Raw genomic sequence first — 18,368 nt, forward strand, 5'->3', positions numbered from 1 at the left:
TTGGTATGACTCGCCCGAGCCCCGGGCCGGACAAGAACAAGGATCAGGGCCCGGGAAAGCCACGACAGCCCCGGGCCCCTTTCCGCCTTCAGGTCTCAAGAATGCACGCGAGGCGGTCGGCGTTCATGACCTTGGCCCAGGCCGCGAAAACACACGGCCAGGGATCAGCCGGCGTCGCCCGAAAGGGTGCGCAGCCGGTAGCCCACGCCCAGTTCCGTGAGGATAAGGGTGGGCAAGGCAGGGTCCGGTTCGAGTTTCTGGCGAAGCTGCTTGATGTAGACTCGCAAGTATGCCGTGTCGTGAACATGAGCCTCGCCCCAGACCGTGCGCAGCAGTTCGGCGTGGGTCAGCACGTGATCGGCGTGGCGGGCGAGCAGCGACAGCAAGGCGTATTCCTTGCGCGACAAGGGCACGGGAACCCCGTCCCGGGTAACCCGACGGTGTTCCGGATCAATGCAAAGGCCGCCCACGACCAGGGGGCCGGGGGCCCGGACGCCGGTGCCCGGACGCGGACGCAAGGCCGCCCGGATCCGCGCCATCAGTTCGGCGATGCCAAATGGTTTGGTCACGTAATCGTCGGCGCCCCGGTCGAGGGCCTCGACCTTGTCGCGTTCCCCCGAGCGGACCGACAGGACGATGATCGGCACCGGCCCGCTGGCACGCAAGGCGGTGATCACGTCCTGGCCATCGCGGTCGGGCAGCCCCAGGTCCAAGATCACCAGGTCGGGGCTTTCACGCAGCGCGGTGGCGATGCCATCCTGGCCTGAGTCGCTTTCCACGACCTCGTGGCCGTTCGCCCCCAGGCTGATGCTCAGGAAGCGGCGGATCTGGGGCTCGTCGTCAATGATCAGGATTTTGGCCATCTCCGTCCCCCTGATCGGGCACCGCCGGCTCCTCGCCCGCCGGAAGGGTCATGACGATGCATGTTCCCGCGTCGTTGATGCCCGACTGGGCCGAGATCCTTCCCCCATGAGCCTCGACGATGCCCCGGCAGATGGCAAGCCCCAGCCCGGTTCCCGCCGTCTGGCTGTCCTTGGCCTGCACCCGGTAGAACATGTCGAACACCCGTTCGCGGTCGGCTTCGGGAATGCCGGGACCCAGGTCGCAGACCTCGATCACCACATGGGTGGGACGGCGCCGGGCCCACACCGTGATCGCCGTCCCCTCGGGGGAATACTTGCAGGCATTGTCGATCAGATTAAAGAACACCTGTTCCATCAAAACGGGATCCAGTGCCATCAATGGCAGCAGCGGATCCAGATCCAGGCGCAAGGGCCGTCGGCGCAGCATGCGGCTGGCGCGGGCCACCGCGGCGGAAACGATGTCGGACAGATCCACCCAGTCGGTCCTGGGTTTCAAGGCCCCGGCGCCGATGCGCGTCATGTCGAGCAGGTTCTGAACAAAACGGTTCAGCCGTTCCGCTTCCTCCTGGATGGTTTGCACCAGATCCAGGCGCTGCCGGGTGCTGAGCGTCGCGTCGTAGGCGGAAAGACTGGTCGCCGCCCCCAGGATCGACACCAGGGGGGTGCGCAGATCATGAGATAACGACGACAGCAAGGCGGTGCGCAGGCGCTCGGTCTCGGTCGCGAGGCGCGCCTTCTCGATATCGGCGACCAGGGTGGTCCGCTCGATGGCAACGGCCCCCTGGTCGGCCAGGGTTTCGATCAGGCGCCCCTGTTCGGGGGCGATCAGGGATTGCCCCGCGCCCAGCCGGATCCCCAGCACCCCCACGGGGCCACGCCCCGTGCGCATGGGCAAGAACAGCCAGTCGGCGGCGGGCAAGGTGGCCGACCCCCGGCCGGCCGGGCTGCCGTGATCCCAGGCCCAGCGGGCGGCGGCCAGGGATTTGTCGTCCAGGGCATCCTCGGGCGGATACCCCGCCATGACACTCAGGGTCTCGCCTTGGGGGATCAGCACCAGCGACTGCCCGCCCACCGTGGCCGCCACATGATGGACCACCGCCCACAGGACATCGTCCAGCCCGGCCGCGCCCGCGATCCGGCGATTGAAATCGTAAAGATTTACAACCCTTCGATTGCTGGTTCGAGCCATGTCCACCTGCTGGCGGATGCGGGCCGCCACGTTCGAGGTGACGATGGAAAGCACCAGGAAAAAACCGACCGTCACGAGATTATGCGTATCGTGGATCCGGAAAGTGAAGTGAGGCGCGGTGAAGCAGAAGTCGAGGGCCAGCACTCCCAGCACCGAAGCGAAGATGGAGGGCCCCAGGCGGTGGCGGATGGCCACCAGCAGCACGCCGGCCAAATAGGCCATCGACAGACCCTGCGCCGGCAACCACAGGTCGATCACCAACCCGGCGCCGGTAATGGCGGCCACGAGCAGGAAAGCAAAAACATAGCCCCGCCACCCCTCGCGCTCCCGGGGGAGCCAGGCCAGGCGGGGCCAGGGCGAGGGCCCGTCTTCCCCCGCCACCACCAGGATGTCGATCCCCCGGGCCCGGCGCAGCAGGGCCGCCGACAAACGGGAACGCCCGCGCCACCGGCCGGACCGAGCCCCGGTGCGCCCGACCATGATCAGGCTTGCGTTGCGTTCGCGCGCGAAGGCCAGAACCTCGTCGGCGATCTGTTCCCCCTGGACCACGGCGCTTTCGCCGCCAAGCTGCTCGGCCAGGCGCAAGGCGGCGGAAAGGGCGTCTTTTTCTTCCTCGCTCACCGCCTGGTCGGCGGTGGTTTCCACATGCAGCGCGATCCAGGGCGAAGCACGGCGTTCGGCGGCCCGCTTGGCGGCACGGACCAGGCGCAGCGCCTGCGGCCCGCGCCCCAGGCACACCAACAGCCTCTCGCGCGTGGGCCAGGGCCCGGCGATGGCGTGGGTGCGCATGTAGCGCATCATCTGCGCGTCCACCCGCTCCGCCGCCTGACGCAGGGCCATTTCGCGCAAGGCGGTGAGCGTTCCCGGTGAAAAGAAGTGGTGCAAGGCCCGTTGGGCCTGATCGGGCACGTACACCTTGCCTTCGTTCAAGCGCCGGATCAGGGCCAGGGGCGGCAGGTCGATCAGTTCGATATCATCGGCCTTGTGAAGCACGCCGTCGGGCAGGGTTTCGCGGACCGTCACCCCGGTGATGCGTTCCACCACGTCGTTCAGGCTTTCCAGGTGCTGGATGTTCAGGGTGGAATAGACATCCAGCCCCGCTTCCAGCAACTCGTCCACATCCTGCCAACGCTTGAGATGGCGCGACCCGGGCACGTTCGTGTGAGCCAGTTCATCGACCAGGATCAACCCGGGGCGACGACGCAACAGGCCGTCGAGATCCAGTTCCTCGAACCCCCGCCCGCGATACACCAAGGAGGCGCGCGGCTGGAGATCCAGCCCGGCCAGAAGAGCGGCGGTTTCCTCGCGGCCGTGAGTTTCCACCACGCCGACAACCACATCCACGCCTTCCTGCCTGCGGGCCTGGGCGTCTTGCAGCATGGCGTAGGTCTTGCCCACGCCGGGAGCGGCACCCAGGAAAATTTTCAGCCGCCCCCGCCGCTCGCGATTGGCTTCCTCCAGCAAGGCGTCGGGCGACGGCCGGGACGAGGGCGTGCTCATGGGGTGGACCCGGATCCCGGGGCGGTTGGCCCGGCCCCGGGCGACGGGAGCCTGTCCAGGGCATCCAGGGCCAGGTTCAACCGCAGCACGTTAACCCTTGGCTGCCCCAGGAGGCCCCCCTGGGGGGGGGCACGAAGGGTTTCCACCACCTGACGGACCCGGTCCTCGGGCAGGCCGCGCGCCCGGGCCACCCGGGGGACCTGCCACAACGCGGCCTCGGGCGACAGATCGGGGTCAAGACCGCTGGCCGACGCCGTCACCAGGTCGGCGGGGATCTTCCCCCGGGTACCCGGGGCCGCGGCTCGGGCATCGGCCACCCGGCGCGCGATCGTGTCGACCAGGGCGCGGTCGGTGGGGCCCAGGTTGCTCGCGCCCGAGGCCGTGGCATCGAACCCCGCCGGTCCGGCCAGGGACGGACGGGGATGGAAATACCGGTCGCGCGTGAAGGACTGGGCGATCAGCGCCGATCCCCGCACCGTCTTGTCGCGGTCCTGGATCAGGCTGCCCCCGGCCTGGAAGGGAAACAGCACCTGGGCCAGACCGGCCACGGCCAGGGGGTAGGCAAAACCCAGCAAGGCGGTCATCACCGCCAGGAACACCAACGTCGGACGCACGTCGTGCATCATGGTCGTTTTCCTTCCGTGGATCAGGCGAGGCCGAGGGATCCCAGCACAAGGTCGATGCCCTTGATGCCCACGAACGGGGCCACCACGCCCCCCACCCCGTAGACCAGGGCGTGGCGGGCGAGCAGGGTCGAGGCACTGGCCGGCCGTGGACTGACCCCGCGCAGGGCCAGCGGAATCAGCGCAACGATAATCAGGGCGTTGAAAATCAAGGCCGAGAGAATGGCCCGGGACGGACTGCCCAACCCCATGACATCGAATGCCGCGATTTCGGGCAGGGCCGGCAAGAACAAGGCCGGCAGAATGGCGAAATACTTGGCCACGTCGTTGGCGATGGAAAAGGTGGTCAGCGCCCCCCGGCTCATGAGCAGCTGCTTGCCGATCAGAACAATCTCGATCAGCTTGGTGGGATCGCTGTCAAGATCGATCATGTTGGCGGCCTCGCGCGCCGCCTGGGTACCCGTGTTCATGGCCACGCCCACGTCGGCCTGGGCCAGGGCGGGGGCGTCGTTGGAGCCGTCGCCACACATGGCGACCAGGCGCCCCTCGGCCTGATGGGAGCGGATCAACTCCAGCTTGCGTTCCGGCGTGGCTTCGGCCAGGAAATCGTCCACGCCTGCCTCGGCCGCGATGGCGGCGGCGGTCAACGGGTTGTCCCCGGTCACCATCACGGTCTTGATGCCCATGCGGCGCAAGGTCTGGAAGCGCTCGCGCAGCCCCGGCTTGACGATGTCCTTCAGGTCGATCACCCCCAAGGGACGATGGTCTCGGGCCACCACCAGGGGGGTTCCTCCGTTCTTGGCCACCCGTTCGATCGCCCGCACCAGATCACGGGGCGGGCTTTCCTCCAGGATTCCCAGGACACGGTCGGGGGCTCCCTTGCGGATCGACACCCCATCGGGTCCGTCCACCCCGCTCATGCGCGACTGGGCGGTGAAGGGCTGGAACACCAGGCCCGAGCGATCCAGGGCGTCGGTCGCGAACCCGAAGCGTTCGCACGCCAGGGCCACGATCGAACGACCCTCGGCGGTGTCGTCGGCCAGCGAAGCCAGAAGGGAGGCCTGCGCCAGATCCCGTTCCTCGACGCCTTGGACGGGCAGGAAGGCGGCGGCCTGGCGGTTCCCCAGGGTGATGGTGCCGGTCTTGTCCAGCAGCAGCACGTCCACGTCGCCCGCCGCCTCCACCGCGCGGCCGGACTTGGCGATCACGTTGAAGCGCACCAGCCGGTCCATGCCCGCGATGCCAATCGCCGACAGCAGGCCGCCGATAGTCGTGGGGATCAAGGTCACCAGCAAGGCGGCCAGGAAGGGAACGGGCAGCGCCATGCCCTGCTGGGCGGCGAAGGCCGGCAAGGTCACGACCACCAGTAAAAAGATCATCGTCAGCCCGACCAGCAGAATGGTCAGGGCGATTTCATTGGGTGTTTTCTGCCGTTTCGCGCTTTCCACCAGGGCGATCATGCGATCAAGCATGTTGTCCCCGGGATTGGCGGTGATGCGCACGACAAGGCGGTCCGACACGACGCGGGTCCCCCCTGTCACCGCCGAGCGATCCCCCCCCGATTCCCGGATCACCGGCGCCGATTCACCGGTGATGGCGCTTTCATCGACCAGGGCAATCCCCTCGACCACCTCTCCATCCCCGGGAACCAGATCGCCGGGCTCGACCCGCACCAGGTCCCCCTGGCGTAACTGGGTCGCAAGAACGCGCTCGGTTTCGGGGGCATCGATCGCGCCGAGACGCCGGGCCACGGTATCGGTGCGGGCCCGGCGCAGGGCCTGGGCCTGGGCCTGGCCACGCCCCTCGGCCAGGGCCTCGGCGAAGGTCGCGAACAAGACCGTGCCCCACAACCAAGCCACGATCTGGGCCAGAACCCCGGGCGTGGGCAGGACGGGGCCTTCGGCCGGAGGAAACAGCACCGCTTCCCCCAGCATGACGGTGCACGCGGTCGCGATAACCGCGGTCACGAACACAACGGGATTGCGGCTCAGGTGGCGCGGATCAATCTTGCGCAGCGCCTGCACCAGGGCCTGACGCACCAGGGCCCCGGTCAGCAAGGGCACGCGCACGGACGAGGGCGTCATGAAAGGGATTCCTTGTCTGGAAGGCCGGCCCTGACGGGGGTGGGGTTGGGAGAAGATCACTCCCCGGGTCCCCGATTGGCACCGGCGAGGGAAAACCGGGGATCGCACCCGCCCCCAGCACTGGCGATCAGGGGAACAAGGTGCCCGACAGCATCCGCAGGTGCTCGGCGCCGGGCCCCAGGACGAGCACCGGCAGGAATGTCAGCCCCCCCACGATTCCGATCACGCCCCCCAGCAAAAGCATGAACAGCGGACCATGGGTGGGGAAGGTTCCCGGGGTTTCCGGGGTAGCCCGCTTGGCCGCCAGGCTGCCGGCGATCGCCAGCACCGGGATGATGACCAGGAAACGCCCCCCCAGCATCGCAAGACCAAGCGCCGTGTTCTGGTAAGGAGTGTTGGCCACGAAACCGCCAAAGGCGGATCCGTTGTTCGCGGCGGCCGAGGCATGGGCGTACAGAAGCTGGGTCAGGCCATGAGGGCCCGGAGCCTGGACCGACGCCAGCGCCTCGGGAACCAGGCACGACAGGGCTCCCAGCCCCAGCACAAGGACGGGCATCACCAAGATGGCCAGAACGGCCAGGGTGATCTCGCGCGCTTCGATTTTCTTGCCCCGGTATTCGGGCGACCGCCCGACCATCAAGCCGGCCAGGAACACGCTCAGCAGCACGAAGACGATCATCCCGTAAAACCCGGCGCCCACGCCGCCCACGATGATTTCGCCCAACAGCATGTTGACCAGCGTGACCAGTCCCGACAGCGGCATCAGGCTGTCGTGCATGGCGTTGACGGCGCCGTTCGAAGCGGCAGTCGTTACCACCGCGAACAAGGTCGATCCCGGTACGCCAAAACGCACTTCCTTGCCTTCCATGGCCACGGGATTGGCCAGTCCCAGGGCGTGCAGGGCGGGAGTGGAGTGGTTTTCGGCCACGCTGGCGGCGATCACGCCCCCCACGAACAAAATCCCCATGACCCCCAGGAGAGCCCATCCCTGCCGCGCATCGCCCACCATCCGCCCGAAGGTGTTGGTCAGCGCCGCGCCCAGCGCGAACACCGAGACCAGGGTCAGGAAGTTGCTCAAGGGGGTCGGGTTTTCATAGGGGTGCGCGGCATTCTGCCCGAAAAATCCGCCGCCGTTGGTGCCCAGGTTCTTGATCATCACCTGCGAGGCGACCGGCCCCAGGGCAAGGGTTTGCGCCCCCCCCTCGATGGTGGTGGCCTCGACACGGGCTTGCAGGGTTTGCGGCACCCCCTGCCAGACCAGGACCAGGGCGCCAATCAGGCACAAGGGTGCCAGCACGTAGAGAACCGCCCGAATCATGTCCTGGTAGTAGTTTCCCACCGTGCGCGAGGAGCGCCGCGCCACCCCACGCATGAGAGCGATCGCCACCACGAGTCCCGTCGCGGCCGAGAGGAAATTCTGAACCCCCAGCCCGGCCATCTGGCTGAGCAGGGAAAGGGACGTTTCCCCGGAAATCGCCTGCCAGTTGGTATTGGTCACGAAACTGACCGCCATGTTGAACGCCACGGCGGGCTCCACGGCCGGCACGCCGGCCGGGTTGAGGGGCAGAAGATCCTGGGTGCGCAGCAGGGCATAGAGCGCCAGCGCACCGCCCAGGTTCACCGCCAGCACGGACGCGGCATAGGAGGACCACGATTGTTCCTGATCGGCCCGCACGCCCATCAGCCGTGAAAGCATGCGCTCCACCGGCCCCAGGACAACGGACACCACGGTCCGTTTCCCCGTGAAAACCCGCTCAAGATAGCCACCAAGAACCGGAGTCAGGGCGGCGATCACCGTGCAGAAGGCCAGAAGGATGAGGATACTCTCGGCATTCATGACAGGGCTCTCCTGTTCCGATGGGAACCCGCGCCGGAGCCCATTCCGATCAGAATGGATCAGCCGATGCGCTCTCAGCTTTTGCTGTTGTCATATTTTGAAGTTAAGGAAACGGCACCCATTTCGGCTGAAAATGCTCTAGAAACGCTCTGGATGCACAAGAACGAAAGAAAGATACGCGAACAAACCAGCCGCCGTTACCCCGGATAATATCAAATCAAATGACATCAGAATGACTCCTTTTAAAAAGCCTTGACAAATAGAAGAAAAAACAAATCAATTCAATTATTGTTTTTGTAAAAATGAAAAATCTCGCGCTTTATTTCAAAATCTTCCGGAAATATACCTTATAAAATTAAATAAAACATAAAACGAAACTATAATTACTGCGATGTATATCAAATCAAACATAATAACACTCCTGTCAAAAGCACTCCCTATTTTCATTCAGCAAGGTACCCAACCAGGATGTAAAAACTCAACATCGTTTTTTGGGGAATACATAAGGACGGCATAAAAAAGCCATTCCCTTCCCTGATGGAACGCAGGTGTTGATAAACCCTGCGGGCAACACGGGCGCCGTGGCCTCGTCCGCCTGTCTGGCTGTCACATGAAGAAGATGGAAGGAAGGTCCGGCCGTCGGCAATCGACGTCGCCTCGTCCTGACGCCAAAGACTCCTTTCCTTGACGGCAAGAAACGGAGCGGGGCCCGGGGCATCGCCTCCAGGCCGCGCCGCTCTCGCGGGTGAAGGCACCCAGGATGTCCTGGATTCGTATTATTTCCTGGCAGGACCGTCGAGAACTCGCAGGAGTGCCAGCCCTCCCAAGACCAGCACCGCCATCATCGTCGCGTAACAGATCACAGGCCATGCCGTATCGCCGTTCAACAGCCTGACCGCCAAGGTGCCAACGATGCTGACGATCAGGCTTTGGATGCAGAAGTAAAACGCGACCGCCGATCCCGCGATATGATCGAACCGCGCCAGCGCGCCGTTGGCGGTAACGGAGGCCGTGAAGACAATGCCAACCGCCATGACCCACATCGGCACGATGAAGGTGAGGAATGACGGCACGCCCGAAACCTGGCCGATCCCGAGCAGGATCGCCCCGCCAAGAAGCAACGCCATCCCGCGTGCCACGCATCCCGCGACGCCCCATCTGGCGACGAAGGATTTCGCGAAACGGCTTGTCGCGATCATGACGAAGGCGACGGTTGCAAAAGAAAAGCCGAAACCGATCTCTGAATAACCCGCCTGCCCTGTGAGCACACGAGGGGCCGTCGAGAAGAAAACGAAAAAAGTGCCCATGGCGGCACTCAGGCCAAGCGTGTAAACCCAGAAATCCGGACTTGCGAACACCGGCAGAACGGACCGGTGCTTCGTCGTGGCATCCAACGGCCGGGTTTCTTCCCATCTGAAACCGGCATGCAAGAGCGCGGGGAGCGCAAGGGCGGCCAGCGTGAGAAAGATCGCCCGCCAGCCAAGAAACTCTGCGATTAACGCACCCGCGATGGGGCCAAGGGCGGGCACGAAGGCCAGAATGGAACTGAAAAGGCCGTAGATGACCACCCCCTCGGGGCGGCGGGCGTAAACGTCGCGAACCGTTGCGAACGTCGCCACCAGCGCGGCCGATGCCCCAACCGCCTGAAGCAGACGGAAGGCAACAAAGGCGGCGGCTGTGGACGAGCCCGCCGCTCCAAGAGACGCGACAATAAAAAGCGCTCCGCCCGCGAGCAGGATGGGCCGTCTCCCGATGCGATCCGAAATCGGCCCGAAAATGACCTGCCCCACGCCAAGCATCACCATGTAAAGGCTCAGCGTGAGTTGAATCATGGAGGGCGTCGTGTTCAGGATGCCGGGCATCGCCGCAACGACGGGAAGATAAATATCCATCGCCAGGGAAGCGAGGATATCGAAGGGAGCCATCAGCAGCAGTGCCGCCGGGAGCGTGCAGGCCCACGTGGAACGTTTGGAAGTCATGACAGACAAGCCACTCGATCGAGAAAACCGGGCGGCGTCTGCTCGTCATCCCTCACATAGGATGATTTTCACAGAACGCCGCAACAACAAAGATCTGTTGTTGCGGCTTGGTTGTCTGCGGACTTACCGGACCCCATGGCATTGACCTCACGCTGGCTGTCTTCGGAAGCAGGTGGTTACCCCGCGAAGCGGCGGACGGCCAGAACCGCGTTCAATCCCCCGAACGCAAAGCTGTTCGACAGCGCCACGTCCACCTGCTCGTGCCGGGGGTCGTTGGGCACGTAATCCAGATCACACTCGGGATCGGGGGTGGTGAAGTTCAAGGTCGGGGCCACCAGCCCGTCGTGCACGGCCATCACGGTGGCCACCAGTTCGATCGCCCCCGAGGCGCCCAGGGCATGACCGTGGAACGACTTGGTCGAGGACACCATCAGCGTGGGAGCGTGCGCCCCGAAAACCTGGTGAATGGCCTTGGTTTCGGCGCCATCGTTCGCGGCCGTGCCGGTGCCATGGGCGTTGACGTAGGTCACCACCTCGGGCGCGATCGCCGCGTCGTCCAAGGCGGCCCGCACGGCCCGCGCCGCGCCCTCGGGCGAGGGGCTCAGCAGGTCGCCGGCATCGGCGCTCATGCCAAACCCGATCACTTCCGCCAGGATGGGGGCTCCGCGCCGCCGCGCCGCGTCCAGGGTTTCCAGCACGAAAATCCCGGCGCCCTCGCCCAACACCATGCCCGTGCGGTCCTTGCAGAACGGGCGGCAGGTATCCTTGGACACCACCCGCAGGGCTTCCCACGACTTGATGCACCCCATGCTCAAGGGGGCTTCGGCGCCCCCCACGACCGCGACATCCGCCAGACCGCCACGCACCATCTGGAAGCCCAGGCCAATGGCGTGGGTCGCCGTGGCGCAGGCGCTCGATACCCCGAACGAGGGCCCTTTCAGCCCCAGCGCCATGCTGACCTGGCTCACGGCGGCGCTGCTCATGTAGCGGGGCACGGTCAGCGGCGGGACCCGGTGCTTGCCTTCCTCGTACAGACGGCGAAAGCCTTCCTCGATGGTGAGCTGGCCGCCAGCCCCCGAGCCCACGATGCACGCCGCGCGCGGGGCCAGGGTTTCGTCCATGGTCAACCCGCTCGACGCCATCGCCTCGCGCGCCGCCACCAGGGCGAACTGGGAAAAGCGGTCCAGGGCGGTCAGTTCGGTTTGGGTAAAATGCGCGGCCGGATCGAACCCCTTGACCTCGGCCGCCGTGCGCACCGTCAGGCGCTCGGTGGAAATGGTCTCGATCGGACCGATTCCCCCCTTCGCTCCCGCGATCGCCTCGCGGTATTGATCGACTCCGGTCCCGATCGCCGAGACCACGCCCATCCCCGTTACCACAACCCGGCGCATCGCCTGGACCTCTTCACCAATGATAAAAAACTCTCCCCGCCGTCCGCCGCCGGCGGCTCCTGCCGGCTCGCGGATCGCGTGGATCCCGCCCCCTGCCTTTTCCCCGTCATGGGCACCGGCCCGGCGCACCGGAATCCAGCCTGCGGGGAACAAGGGAGGCGTCGGCGCCCGACCGCTGGTCAGTCGCGTTCCGTCACCAGGGTTTCAACGGCCGAAATGATATCGCCCAGTGTCTTGAAATCCTGATCTTGTGTATTGGCGTTGTAGGGAACCTCAATATCAAAGGTTTCCTCGACCGAGAAAAGGATTTCGACAAAATCCAGCGAGGAAATATTCAGATCCCCCAGGATGGCGTCACGCCGCAGCTTGCCACGGTTGACCCCCGTCTTCTCGACGATGATGTCGTAGATCTTGTTTTCAATGTCGCTCATTGTTCGACCAAATCAATCCATTGACAAAGACGGGATCACGAAGACGAAGACAAGGAAGAAGGCAAGGATCGCGCCACCTTCTTCAAATCAGACACATCCTTGAACAAGGACCGTAGCCGCCGCATCAGGCGATACGATTCCATGGCCGCGTCCTTGGGCATGGCCGGATAGCCCAACCACACCGAACGCGGCGGAATATGACCACTGATTCCCGACCGGGCTCCGATCACGGCAAAATCACCGATCACCGAATGATCGCCCACGCCCACGCCACCGGCCAGAACCACGCCATTCCCAACGACCGAGCTTCCGGCGATCCCAACCTGGCCACACAGCATGCACGACCGACCAATCCGGACGTTATGCCCGATCATCACCAGGTCATCGATCTTGGTTCCCGCCCCCACCTCGGTATCGGCCAGCGTGCCCCGGTCGATGCAGGTGTTGGCCCCGATCTCGACATCGTCGCCAATCACCACCGCGCCCAGGGAATGAATGCGCGCCAGCGCCTGACTGGCGCCTTCGACCCGACCCGAGGCCTTGGCGCTTTCCACCGATCCCGGCTCGGGCGTGACGAAACTGAACCCGTCCGCGCCCAGGCAGGCATTGGCATGAATCATCACCCGGTTGCCCAGGCGCACCCGGTCGCCAATCCGCACGCCCGGATACACAAGGCACTCCTCGCCCAGCACGGCCCCGGCGCCCACGCTGACCCCGTTCAGGATCTTGCATCCCCGGCCGACACGCGCGCCAGCCCCGACATGCACGAAAGGCCCGATGGCGACGTCCGCCCCCAGGACCGCGCCGTCTTCGATCACCGCCAGCGGATGCACCCCGGGGGCCACCGCCACCGGCCACGCAAAAGCCGTGGTGAGATGGTGCAAGGCAAAACGGGGGCGTCCCACGCTGACCCAGGCGTCAACCGCGCCGTCGGGAACTTCCGCCCCTTGCGCGACCAGGGCCACCCGGGCCCGGCTTTCGCCCAGCCGGTCCAGCAGATCGGCCTGCATGGCCACCGCCAGATCCGTGTCGCCCGCGTGGTCGGGATGAGCCGGCCGATCGAAGGTCAGATCACCCTTGCCATGAACCTGCCCATCAAGAAGGAGGGCCAGCGCCGTCAAATCCATCGAAAAAGATCGCCTTCACGAACCAGGGAAAAACGCTTTCGAAGACCCCGCCCGACCTTGCGGCCAATGAGGACGGGCGAAAAACCGCGAGGCACCATACCGACTCCCCTATGCCTTTGCAATCGTCCGCCCACGCCCCTTCCTCCCCCTGGTCCTTCCCCTTGGGGAGCGTCGGGTCAGGTCGTTTCGCTCACCCAGTCGCGGGGCAGGCGCGCATAGGCCGGGGCCTCGGCGCCACGCTCGCGCTCCCCCGGCCTCGGGGCCCGCGCGCGGCGTGCCTTCAAGGCGGCGGCCGCCGCCGCCGGCCATCCGCCTTCCGGGGCCATCGGTGGACGCAGCCGGGCATTCCAACGGCGCAGGATTTCATGCACCGCGTCGAAATCCGACCACCCCAGGCGCATGGCGCCGCTGCCCTCGTCCAAACGAGGCCGGTCGGGGTCGAAGCCATCGCGTCTTTCCCGTTCGCGCCCCAGAAACTCGATGGCCAGGCGCAGCGAAGCCCGTGCCGCCGGCGCCGAGGGCTCGTAAACGCACACCGGCATGTCGGCGAGCGAGGCCCGGATCACCGCCGGATCGCGGGGGATTTCCGTATCGAAAACCTGGACGCCGAATTCCCGCTGGATGGTGGCCGTCACGTCCCCGGCCTGGCGCGTGGCGCCGCTCATGGTCAGAACGATGTCGGGGCGCGACAATCCCGGGTTCAACGATCCCGCCACCCGGCGCAGGTTGGTCCACGCCTTTTGGGCGCCGTGGTGCGCCAGCGGCTCGGCGGTTACCGGCATGATGGCGCGCCGGGCCGCCGCGAGCGCGTTCAAGGGCAGCATGCCGAAAGCCGGCGGGCAATCGATCACCAGGAAATCCAGCCCCAGCCGGTCGCGCGCCAGGCGGCGGCGCAACACATCATGGGGGTTCCTTTGCATCGACAGGCGGATTTCCGCCGTGGTCAGCAGATCGTTCGCCCCGCACACGAACAGGCGAGGAAACACCGTGGGCAGGAACAGTTCGGCCAACGGCTGGCGACCGAAAAGCAGGTCATGGCTGCCATAGGCCGGCGCCGGCACCAGCCCCAGGCTGGAAGTCGCGTTGCCCTGGGTGTCCAGGTCAATCAGGCCAGCCCGAAATCCCATCGCGGCCAGACAGACGGCCAGATTGGTGGCCGTCGTCGTTTTGCCGATGCCGCCCTTCTGGTTGAAAACGGCAATCAGGGTCGCCTCGCGGGAAGGTGCCATTCCGATCAGTGTCCTGGAAAAAGCCCCCGGCGGGCTCGTCGGAACGGAGCCTAGCAGATAAGGGGCGGCTCCGATATCCCCACGGAGCCGCCGCCAGAACGTTTCAACCGGAAATTCAAGGCTGTTTCGGGCAGAAGACCAGACCAGAAATCCTCCTGCCCGAAGACATTGTTGGAAACGTTAGAACTCCAGACGATCGATGTTCTGGAATTCCACCTGATGCTCGGTCGTGCCGTCGATGACCAGGGTTCCACTGCTGTCCGACAAGTCGAACGAATGCTGCCCCGCTCCCATCTGCTCGCTGGTGACGACCACGTTGTGATCGCTGTCGTACAGCGTCCAGTCGGCCCCTTCGAAGGCGGTGCCGCGCAGGCTGAGCACGTCGGTCTGGTCCGTATCGTCGCCGCCGGTCCAGCCGACCCCCTCTCCGTTGATCACATCGCGCCCGCCATCAAAGAAGAACAGGTCGTTGCCAGCTCCCCCGTCCATGGTGTCGTCGCCCCAGCCGCCCGACAAGGTGTCGTCGCCCGCCCCGCCTTGCAGTAGGTCGTCCCCCAAGCCGCCTTGCAGCAGGTCATCGCCGATGCCCCCTTGCAAGGTGTCGCTGCCCAGACCGCCTTGCAGCAGGTCGTCGCCGGCCCCGCCCACCAGCAGGTCGTCGCCGCTCCCGCCCATCAGGGTATCGTCGCCCCCGCCCCCGATGGCGGTATCGTTGCCGCTGCCCATGTCCATGGTCAACGCGCCATGGCTGGCCAGATAGGCACCGAAATCAATCACGTCGTTGCCTCCGGCAGCGACAAGGGTCATGTCGCCCGTGAAGCTGTCCGTCGTGTGGTAGGTCACATGATCGGATGCCTCGCTGAACACCGGCGCGCTGTACTCCACGCCCGTGCCGTTGCTGGCGTCGCCATCGGTCAGGGTCACCGACAAGGTTCCATAGGCGGTGTCGCCATCCCCGTCGACCACGCCATACGTAAAGTTCTCGTGGCCTTCGGGCGTGTTGGCGGCGGCAGAGTACTGGTAGTCGCCGGTTTCGAAATTAAACGACAAGGTGCCGTGAAGGTCGGTGGTCACGCTGATCTCGCCGTGATCGACACTCACGCTGCTGTGATCGCTGGCCGAGACCGTCCCGTGGTCGGCGTCGTAGGTATAGACCACGTCGCCCACCGTCAGCGTGGTGATGTGCACATCGCCATCGCTGCCCGGGGTCACGTGATCGAGCACATTGCCGGTGCCCGTGGTCGGCACGGTCGAGGTCAGGGTCTTCTCAAGCTGGTTGAGATCCGATACCTGAATACGATTGTCGTCATTGGGCACCACCAGCTTGAACTCGTCAGAATGGACATTGACACTATTCCCCATCCCAACGCCGTAAAGCTTCACTTCGGAGTGATTGTTAAGGAAATTAGACCACGTTCCGGTTGCGCCGTACGAACCAGACGCACTGGGACTGAAGATATTGCGACTTCCCCCTTGGGTGTGATCGCCATCGGACAGGAAATACATGACCGGGATCTGTCCCTCGGTCACATGGGTGTACCCCTGCATCAGCCCAGTCGTCCCTGAGTAGTAGTTGGTCATAAAGCTGCCCACGCCAAGATGTTGCAGCGAATTCTGGATCTGCCCCTCGGTCCCATGGGTATTGATGCGATCAAGCTGGGTGTTCAACGCCGCCATGCTGTTGAAGGTTCCCAGCATGACAGGCGAGCTATCCCCGCCAAACAAACTCACCGTAATCTGGGTTCCATTACCGCCAACCTGGAAATAATCGGCAGCCATTTCCCGGATGGCGTCCACGGCCAGAGCCAAGCGGTTAGTAACCTCTTCCTCCGGGGTGATCACCCGCCCCCCCACCGAAGCCATGTACATCGAGCCCGAGCAATCCAGGGTCATCACCGCGTGGTAGTCCGGCGCCGGTGCCGGAGTCATGGTCAAGGAACTGGTCGTGGTTGTCGGCTCGCCATCAATGACGTTGACCCGCAGTTCCGTCTCGGCCTCGCCCCCGGTGGCGTCGGCCAACTTCACGCCAATGCGCACCGGCAACACGTCGTCGGTGCCCGACCCCGGTTCGCCATGGTCCAGCGGCTGCGACTGGGTATAGGTGTACGCCCCGGTCTGGGCGTTCAAGGTGACCTGGAACACCGTGGTGCCATCCGCCAGCGCGCCCGTCATCGACGTGCCATCGTTCGACACACTCACGTGAACCGCCTCGCCTCCGCTGGTCAACGGGTCGGCACCGTCGGCCAGGCCGGTCAGGGCCAGGGTCGCGGGACCCGACAGCCCGACATTGAAATCGATCGTGCCATGCAAAGTGGCGTGGGACGATTCATCAAGGCTCACGATCTCCTGGGTCAGGGTCGAGGGCATGTCAACCGTCACCGTGGTTTCCCGCGTGGTGGTGTCGGTCAGGTCGGGGTTTTCCGTGTCCACGTCGGTCACGGTCACCGCCACCCCCAGGCTGAAGTCCGACATCCCTTGCGGCACGGTCATCGACAAACCAGACAGCTGATCGGTGCTCAGCGACCAGCGCCCGCCGCCCAGGTCCTCGCCCGCCGACAGCTCAACGCCGTCGGGCACGCCCGACACCACGATGGCGGTAATGGTTTCCGACCCGTCGGTGTCGGTCACCCGGGTTTCGATATCCAGGGCAACCTCGACCGTCCCCTGCCCCGTGGCTCCCAGCGTCGCGTGCGCCGACAGATCCGGCTGGTCCGCGTCGGGGCGCACCTCGATGTCCAGATCGGCCGTGGTCGTGGCTTCCGATCCATCGGGCGCGGTGGCCGTTGCCGTCACCTTCACGGTGAAGTCGTCGGCGCTATCCGCCGGCGGGGTGATCGTCAACCCTTCCAACTGGTCCGCGTTCAAGGTGATCGAGCCGTTTTCGACCGTCAGCGCATGGCCATCTCCATCGCGCAGCACGGCCCCTTCGGGGATGTGCTCCAAGGTGATGGTCAGGGTTTCGTCGATCCCATTGGTATCGGGAAGGGTTGCCTGGATGTGCGCCGCCAGATCGATGGCCGTATCCTCAACCCCGCTCGCGGCGCTCACCGTCAGGTCGGGCGTGTCCGCCGTGATCAGGTTCCCATCCGGCCCCACGATCTCGACGTGTTCCCAGTTGCTCACCGTGATGCCCAGCGTCTCGAAGGTCCGCGAAACCCCCTCGCCGCTTTCGCTTGTCGGATCGCTGTGCTCGGCGACGAAGGCCCGCAGTGCCTGAATATCGCTCAGCACCGCCGGATTCCTCATATCCTCGGCCGACAGGGTGATCCGCAGCGTGTCCGTCCCCGACCCACCGTCGTAGACATCGCCGCCGCCCTCGCTTGGCGTGAACAGACCCGTATCGTTGCCCGCGCCGCCATCCACCAGGTCCGAACCGGCGCCGCCGTCCAGAACGTCGTCTCCCTCCCCGCCATAGAGGGTATCGGAACCAGCAAGGGCACCGGCCCCCGAGGGGAAGTCATCGTATTCGATGGTGGTCAGGAAGTAGTCCGAACTGTCTGAATGGTTCTGGGGATCGCCCCCGTTGTACGCGGCCGCCGAGAAGACAACCGACGAGAAGGCAGTGCCATTCTCCGCGGTGATCGTGATCTCGCCCGTGTTTTCGCCTGCCGCGGCCATGAAGGAACCATGCCCGACGACGGTGCCGCTGGCGTCATAGGCCGTCCAGGTCCCGACCTCGCCTCCGGCCTCGGTCTGGAACAAGTTGCAATACCCCGCCCGCACGGTGAAAACCGGGCTGTCGAACTCGACCTTGATTTCCTCGCTCGTGCCCGAAGCCGGATCGTGGCCCAACTGCTCGCTCGGCGCGTTAGGCGCCGTCTCTCCACGGACACCAATCAAAGCGCCAGTGACCTGAATGGCGTCGGCACTGAACGCCGCGTCCGGGTCATGGCGCGCCGTCACGGTAAAGCCGCTGTCACTGGACAGAACGTTATCGCTCGAAATGGTACCCGTCGTGCCTCCCACGCCAGGATCGGCACCGCCGTACAGCGTGTCGTTCCCGGCCCCACCGTACAGCAGGTCGCTGCCCGCGCCGCCGTCCAGAACGTCGTGGCCGCCGTCCCCGTACAGCGTGTCGTCGCCCGCCCCGCCGTCCAGCGTGTCGTTCCCGGCCT

At 65.2% G+C, this 18,368-nt stretch carries 12 protein-coding genes; all 12 read right to left on the reverse strand.

From position 1 onward, the window contains the following. Positions 1–164 precede the first annotated feature (164 nt). On the reverse strand, positions 165–863 hold the full coding sequence (locus ROR02_RS12495; RefSeq protein ID WP_147164365.1) for a response regulator transcription factor: 699 nt from the start codon (positions 861–863) through the stop codon (positions 165–167). Continuing rightward, positions 841–3,552 carry a sensor histidine kinase gene (locus ROR02_RS12500; RefSeq protein WP_147164366.1) on the reverse strand — a complete coding sequence of 904 codons (2,712 nt, stop codon included), beginning with the start codon at positions 3,550–3,552 and terminating at the stop codon, positions 841–843. Before ROR02_RS12500 ends, ROR02_RS12495 begins: the two co-directional genes overlap by 23 nt. Beyond that, positions 3,549–4,178, reverse strand: a complete 630-nt coding sequence (gene kdpC / locus ROR02_RS12505; RefSeq protein ID WP_147164367.1) for a potassium-transporting ATPase subunit KdpC — start codon at positions 4,176–4,178, stop codon at positions 3,549–3,551. The genes ROR02_RS12500 and kdpC overlap by 4 nt, the downstream gene beginning before the upstream one ends. A gap of 20 nt (positions 4,179–4,198) precedes the next feature. After that, a complete protein-coding gene (gene kdpB / locus ROR02_RS12510) occupies positions 4,199–6,259 on the reverse strand; it encodes a potassium-transporting ATPase subunit KdpB (RefSeq protein WP_147164368.1) in 2,061 nt (686 codons plus the stop codon). A 127-nt stretch (positions 6,260–6,386) separates the two neighbouring features. Next, complete coding sequence (gene kdpA / locus ROR02_RS12515; RefSeq protein WP_147164369.1) at positions 6,387–8,096, reverse strand: potassium-transporting ATPase subunit KdpA; 1,710 nt, start codon at positions 8,094–8,096, stop codon at positions 6,387–6,389. 138 nt (positions 8,097–8,234) lie between these two features. Further along, positions 8,235–8,324 carry a potassium-transporting ATPase subunit F gene (locus tag ROR02_RS17590; protein WP_147164370.1) on the reverse strand — a complete coding sequence of 30 codons (90 nt, stop codon included), beginning with the start codon at positions 8,322–8,324 and terminating at the stop codon, positions 8,235–8,237. Positions 8,325–8,872: 548 nt separating this feature from the next. Next, positions 8,873–10,075, reverse strand: coding sequence for a chloramphenicol/florfenicol efflux MFS transporter FloR (floR, locus tag ROR02_RS12525; protein ID WP_147164371.1), 1,203 nt, complete (start codon positions 10,073–10,075; stop codon positions 8,873–8,875). A 176-nt stretch (positions 10,076–10,251) separates the two neighbouring features. After that, positions 10,252–11,466 carry a beta-ketoacyl-[acyl-carrier-protein] synthase family protein gene (locus ROR02_RS12530; RefSeq protein WP_147164372.1) on the reverse strand — a complete coding sequence of 405 codons (1,215 nt, stop codon included), beginning with the start codon at positions 11,464–11,466 and terminating at the stop codon, positions 10,252–10,254. A gap of 179 nt (positions 11,467–11,645) precedes the next feature. Beyond that, positions 11,646–11,897 carry an acyl carrier protein gene (locus ROR02_RS12535; protein WP_147164373.1) on the reverse strand — a complete coding sequence of 84 codons (252 nt, stop codon included), beginning with the start codon at positions 11,895–11,897 and terminating at the stop codon, positions 11,646–11,648. A 35-nt stretch (positions 11,898–11,932) separates the two neighbouring features. Further along, positions 11,933–13,024 carry a UDP-3-O-(3-hydroxymyristoyl)glucosamine N-acyltransferase gene (gene lpxD, locus ROR02_RS12540; protein WP_147164374.1) on the reverse strand — a complete coding sequence of 364 codons (1,092 nt, stop codon included), beginning with the start codon at positions 13,022–13,024 and terminating at the stop codon, positions 11,933–11,935. A 176-nt stretch (positions 13,025–13,200) separates the two neighbouring features. Beyond that, the gene (locus ROR02_RS12545; RefSeq protein ID WP_147164375.1) at positions 13,201–14,253 is read right to left on the reverse strand and encodes a ParA family protein; all 1,053 of its coding nucleotides are present in this window, start codon (positions 14,251–14,253) and stop codon (positions 13,201–13,203) included. 180 nt (positions 14,254–14,433) lie between these two features. Then, on the reverse strand, positions 14,434–18,368 hold a 3,935-nt coding region (locus tag ROR02_RS17255; protein WP_147164376.1), incomplete at its 5' end, for a DUF5801 repeats-in-toxin domain-containing protein.

This window comes from Pararhodospirillum oryzae (genome assembly GCF_007992075.1).
Classification (GTDB): domain Bacteria; phylum Pseudomonadota; class Alphaproteobacteria; order Rhodospirillales; family Rhodospirillaceae; genus Pararhodospirillum; species Pararhodospirillum oryzae.

What these genes read in the sequence shown, in the direction of transcription:
- ROR02_RS17590 (WP_147164370.1), bottom strand. Translation starts at nt 8,324, where the DNA reads ATGTCATTTGATTTGATATTATCCGGGGTAACGGCGGCTGGTTTGTTC.
- ROR02_RS12535 (WP_147164373.1), bottom strand. Translation starts at nt 11,897, where the DNA reads ATGAGCGACATTGAAAACAAGATCTACGACATCATCGTCGAGAAGACG.
- ROR02_RS12545 (WP_147164375.1), bottom strand. Translation starts at nt 14,253, where the DNA reads ATGGCACCTTCCCGCGAGGCGACCCTGATTGCCGTTTTCAACCAGAAG.
- lpxD (WP_147164374.1), bottom strand. Translation starts at nt 13,024, where the DNA reads ATGGATTTGACGGCGCTGGCCCTCCTTCTTGATGGGCAGGTTCATGGC.
- ROR02_RS12530 (WP_147164372.1), bottom strand. Translation starts at nt 11,466, where the DNA reads ATGCGCCGGGTTGTGGTAACGGGGATGGGCGTGGTCTCGGCGATCGGG.
- floR (WP_147164371.1), bottom strand. Translation starts at nt 10,075, where the DNA reads ATGACTTCCAAACGTTCCACGTGGGCCTGCACGCTCCCGGCGGCACTG.
- ROR02_RS12500 (WP_147164366.1), bottom strand. Translation starts at nt 3,552, where the DNA reads ATGAGCACGCCCTCGTCCCGGCCGTCGCCCGACGCCTTGCTGGAGGAA.
- ROR02_RS12495 (WP_147164365.1), bottom strand. Translation starts at nt 863, where the DNA reads ATGGCCAAAATCCTGATCATTGACGACGAGCCCCAGATCCGCCGCTTC.
- kdpA (WP_147164369.1), bottom strand. Translation starts at nt 8,096, where the DNA reads ATGAATGCCGAGAGTATCCTCATCCTTCTGGCCTTCTGCACGGTGATC.
- kdpC (WP_147164367.1), bottom strand. Translation starts at nt 4,178, where the DNA reads ATGATGCACGACGTGCGTCCGACGTTGGTGTTCCTGGCGGTGATGACC.
- kdpB (WP_147164368.1), bottom strand. Translation starts at nt 6,259, where the DNA reads ATGACGCCCTCGTCCGTGCGCGTGCCCTTGCTGACCGGGGCCCTGGTG.